We start from the raw sequence: 4711 nt of genomic DNA, 5'->3' as shown, positions 1-4711 counted from the left end.
GCCGCGTCGGGGTCGGCGCCGGAGCCGGCACGGGCGGAGCCGGCGGCGCCGGCGGGCCCCAGTGCGGTGGGGTGCCCGACTCGGCCTGCGCCAGCAGCGCGTCCAGCCGCTCCGCGCCGGGGCGGGCGGCGGGGTCGCGCACGAGGAGCGAGCGCAGGACCGGGGCGAGGGGGCCGGAGCGGACGGGCGGCGGCACCGGGTCGTCCAGGACCGCGGCCAGCGTGGCGAGGGTCGTCTCGCGGCGCAGGGGGCTGACGCCCTCCACACACACGTACAGGACGATCCCGAGGGACCACAGGTCGGCCGCCGGGTCGTCGCCGCGGCCGCGGACGCGCTCGGGCGCCATGTACTCGGGGGAGCCGACGAGTTCACCGGTGACCGTGAGCCCGGTCGCGCCCTGGAGGGCGGCGATGCCGAAGTCGGTGAGGACGGCGGTGCCGTCCGGCCGCACCAGCACGTTGGCGGGCTTGACGTCCCGGTGCTGGATGCCGGCCGCATGCGCCGCGCGCAGCCCGGAGAGCAGCTGCCGGCCGATGCGGGCCGCCTCCGCCGGCGTCAACGCGCCGTCGGCGAGGCGCCGTTGCAGCGAGACGCCCGGTACGAGTTCCATCACGATCCACGGATGGGGATCCGCCTCGATGATCTGATGCACCGTCACCACGTACGGGTTGCTGAGCCGGGCCAGCGCCCTCGCCTCGCGCATCACCCGTTCCCGCACGGCCTCGGAGGCCTCGGCGTCCGGGCGTACGGCCTTGAGGGCGACCTCGCGGTGCAGCACGGTGTCCCGGGCCCGCCAGACCGTGCCCATCCCCCCGCTGCCGAGCCGTTCGAGCAGCTCGAAGCGTCCGTCGATCATGTCCCCCGGTGCGTTCACCCGGCATAGGTTAGGGCAGGAGCGCGGACCGTCGCGGGGCATGCCCTTTGAACCACCCCGCACACAGGGGTGAAGATCTGCGCGGATCCTCCGGAGCGGGGCGCGGAAGCCGGCTCCGGCCCGTACGTTGCCCGCAGTGCCGTGTGCCGTCCGGTACACCGATTCCGCGCGCTGGGAGCTTCCTTGGACATCTCAGGAACCGACGAAGGCACCATCCCGAGCACCACCGCAGACACCGTCCCGAGCACCACCCCAGACACCGTCCCGAGCACCACCGCGAGCACCGTCACGAACCCCTGGGCCGCCACTCGCGGCGTCCCCCTCACCCGCCGCAGATTCCTTCAGGCCACGGCGACGGCCACCGCGACGGCCGCGGCGGTCGCCACCGTCACCACGCCGGTCGGGGCCGCCGCCGCCGACCCGGTCACCCTCTCCTTCACCGCTGCCACCGGCGGTTCCGCGACCCTCGCCCCGTCCGGTGACCGGCTGGTCGCCGAGGTGCAGAGCGTGCTGTGGTCCGTCCCCCGCCACGGCGGCACCGCCGTCGCGCTCACCACGGCCGGCCTGGAACCCACCCGCCCGCAGTTCTCCCCCGACGGCAGCCGCCTGGTCGTCTGCGCCTACCGCGGCGGAGGCTTCCACCTGTGGACCCTGCGCCCCGACGGCACCGGGCTGCGGCAGCTCACCCACGGCCCGTGGGACGACCGGGGCCCGGCCTGGTCTCCGGACGGCACCCGGATCGCGTTCGCCTCCGAGCGCGGCGGCGACCCGGTGGCCGGTGCCCCGTACCGGATCTGGGTCGTGGACGTGCGCACCGGCGCGCTGACCCGGCTCACCGGGCGGCCCGGTCAGGACCCGGCGGGGGCGCCGGCCCACGAGGACTTCGACCCGGCCTGGTCGCCCGACGGCGAGCGGGTGCTGTTCGTGCGGGCCACCGCCACCGCGTCCGGCGCCCTGCGCGCGAGCACCGTCGCCGCGGTGGCCGCGGACGGCTCCGGCCCGGTCCGCGTCGAGCACACCGACGACTCCGGCGCCCAGCTCATGACCCCGGCCGTCGCGCCCTCCGGCCGGCTCGCCTGTCTGCGCACCACGCCCAGCCCCTCGGCGTCCTGCACCCTCGTGGTGGACGGCGCTCCGGTCGCCGTCGCGGGCGACGTCCAGCCCGCGCCACCGCGCTGGGTGGGCGGCGGGCGGCTGCTGCTCACGGTCGACGGGCGGTTCCGGCTCGTCGACCCGGACGCGCCGGGTGCGGGCGAGGAGATCCCGTTCACGGCCACGCTGCCGGTGGACCGCCCCCGCTACCGCGGCAAGGCGTACGACTTCGAGGGCGCCGGCGCCCGTCCCGTCCGGGCCCCGCACCTGCCCGCGCTGTCGCCGGACGGCCGCCGTGTCGCGTTCGCCGCCCTGAACGCGCTGTGGACCGCGGACACGACGTCCGGACGCGCACCGCGCAAGGTGCTCCAGGTTCCCGCGACCCGCTATGTGACGGGGCCGGTGTGGACGCCCGACGGCACCGGGCTGGTGTACGCCGACGACCGCGACGGGCTGTTCACCGTACGCCGCCGTGACCTGGGCTCCGGGGCGGAGACCGTGCTCGCCGGGGGCGGGCGCGTCTTCCCCGCGCTCACGCCGGACGGGACGCGGCTGGCCTGCCTGGACATGTCCGGCAACCTCGTGGTGCGCGACCTGCGGGACGGCACCGAGCGCGTGCTGGCCGCACCGCTCGCCGCGGGCGGGCTGCCCGGCCGTCCCAGCTGGTCGCCCGACGGCCGGTACGTGGCTCTGTGCGACCGCAACCGCCTGAACCTCCGTTTCCGCGAGGGCCACCACCTCGTCCGGGTGGTGGACACGACCGACGGGACCGCCACCCTGCACGCCCCGACCCCCCACCTCTCGCTCTCCGACCGCTACGACTCCGGGCCCGTCTGGTCCCCGGACGGCCGCTGGATGGCCGTCATCGTGGAGTCGGCGCTGTGGCTGCTGCCGGTGCGCGCCGACGGCACCCCGGACGGCGCGCCGCGTCAGTTGACCACCGAGCCGGCCGACCACCCGTCGTGGTCCGCCGACGCCCGCACCGTGCTCTACCTGTCGGCGGGCAGACTGCGCCTGATCGACGTCGGCGGCGGCGCGCCCCGTACGGTCCGCGTCCCGCTGGAGTACCGCAGGCCGCGGGCGGCCGGCACGGTGGTGCACGCGGGGCGCCTGTGGGACGGCACCGGCGCGGAGGTCCGCGAGGACGTCGACGTCGTGCTGCGCGACGGCCGCATCGCGCAGGTCGCCCCGCACCGGGCCGGCCGACCGGCCGCGCGCCGTGTCGACGCGAGCGACCGCACGGTGATCCCCGGCCTGTGGGACGCGCACACCCACCCCTGGCAGACCACCTACGGCGGCCGCCAGACCGCGCTCCAGCTCGCCTACGGCATCACCACGGCCGTCTCCCTGGGCGGCTTCGCCTACGAGCAGGCCCGCATCCGGGAGGCGGTCGCCGCCGGCGCGCTGGCCGGGCCCCGGCTGCTGACCACCGGCGAACTCCTCGACGGGGCGCGTGTCGCCTACAGCATGGGACGCGCCCACGCCACCCGCGAGGGCCTGCGCCGCTCGCTGGCCCGCGGGGCGGCGCTGGACTGGGACTTCGTCAAGACGTACGTACGCGCTCCCGGCTGGGTGATGAAGGAGGCCGCCGACTTCGCGCACGAGCGGCTCGGCGTGCGCTGCGGCAGCCACCTGTGCAGCCCGGGCGTGCAGCTGGGCCAGGACCTGACGACCCATCTGCAGGCGACGCAGCGGCTGGAGTTCGGGCATGCCACCTCCGCCACGGGCCGCGCCTACCAGGACGTCGGGGAGATCTACACCCGTGCCGGGTTCTCCCTCGTGGCGACCCCGTTCACGGCGGCGCCCCTGCTCGGCGCGGACCCGGCGCTGGCGGACGATCCGCGGGTGACCACGCTGATGCCCCCGTGGGACACCGCCCTGGTGCGCGAGGGGGCCGGCACCCCGCCCACCGACACCCAGCTGTCCACGCTGGACACGGAGTCGGACGTGTACCGGCGGATTCTCGCGGGCGGCGGACTGGTCGCGCTCGGCACCGACCAGCCGCTCGTCCCGGTCGGGCTGCACCTGCACCTCGCGCTGCGCGCACTGCACCGTGCGGGGCTGTCGGCGGCCGAGGCGCTGCGGACCGCCACCCTGCTGCCGGCGCGGGTCTTCGGCGCCGACGCCGAGCTGGGCACGGTGGAGGAGGGCAAGCTGGCCGACCTCACGTTCGTGGACGGCGACCCGTTCACCGACTTCGCCAGTCTGGTCCGCACGGTGGCGGTGCTGCGCGGCGGGTTCCTGTTCGAGCAGGCGGACCTGGTCCAGGCGTTCGACGCGACGGCGGTGCGCGGCGACGCCGATCCGGCCGTGGACTGGCTGGAGGTCAGCCGGCACATGCGGCGCGAGGGGTGCTGCCACCTGGCGGACGAGAGCTGAACCGCAGCGGCCCGGCCGGCACCCGCGGGCGCCGGCCGGGGGGCGCTCGTACCGCGGGGCGGCGGCGCACCACCGTCGCTCGCCCGGGCCCGCGAGATGCTGGAGGAGATCGCCGGCAGCGCGTTCCCCGCGTCGTTCTCCGACACGGACGCGCTGCTGGCCGGCACCGGCCGGCGGGCCCCGACCGGCGGGGAGCAGGTCACGCCGGGCGGGGCGGCCGCGCGGCTCCCGCTCGTCCTCGGCCGACCGCCGGCCGCCCGCCCCGGCCCAGCCGGGGAAGCACGGCCGGAAGGCTCGGCACCGAGAAGTCCAGCCCGGGACGCTCAGGCCCGGAAGCACAGCCCGGACGCTCAGGCCCGGAAGCAC

General features: G+C 76.8%; 2 protein-coding genes and 1 pseudogene. 2 read left to right on the top strand and 1 reads right to left on the bottom strand.

The features are described from left to right. Window positions 1-856, bottom strand: an 856-nt coding sequence (locus tag ACFF45_RS06635; RefSeq protein WP_381343179.1) for a serine/threonine-protein kinase, incomplete at its 3' end; no start/stop codon positions are given. Window positions 857-1057: 201 nt separating this feature from the next. Here ACFF45_RS06635 and ACFF45_RS06630 point away from each other — a divergent pair. Further along, window positions 1058-4345, top strand: coding sequence for an amidohydrolase family protein (locus tag ACFF45_RS06630; RefSeq protein ID WP_381343171.1), 3288 nt, complete (start codon window positions 1058-1060; stop codon window positions 4343-4345). A 96-nt stretch (window positions 4346-4441) separates the two neighbouring features. Further along, window positions 4442-4711, top strand: a pseudogene (locus tag ACFF45_RS06625) (hypothetical protein); the annotation flags it as partial.

Source organism: Streptomyces cinereospinus (assembly GCF_042430725.1).
In the GTDB taxonomy this organism is placed as follows: domain Bacteria; phylum Actinomycetota; class Actinomycetes; order Streptomycetales; family Streptomycetaceae; genus Streptomyces; species Streptomyces cinereospinus.
Note: the sequence above shows the minus strand (reverse complement) of the source record. Positions and strands in the feature narration are given on the sequence as shown.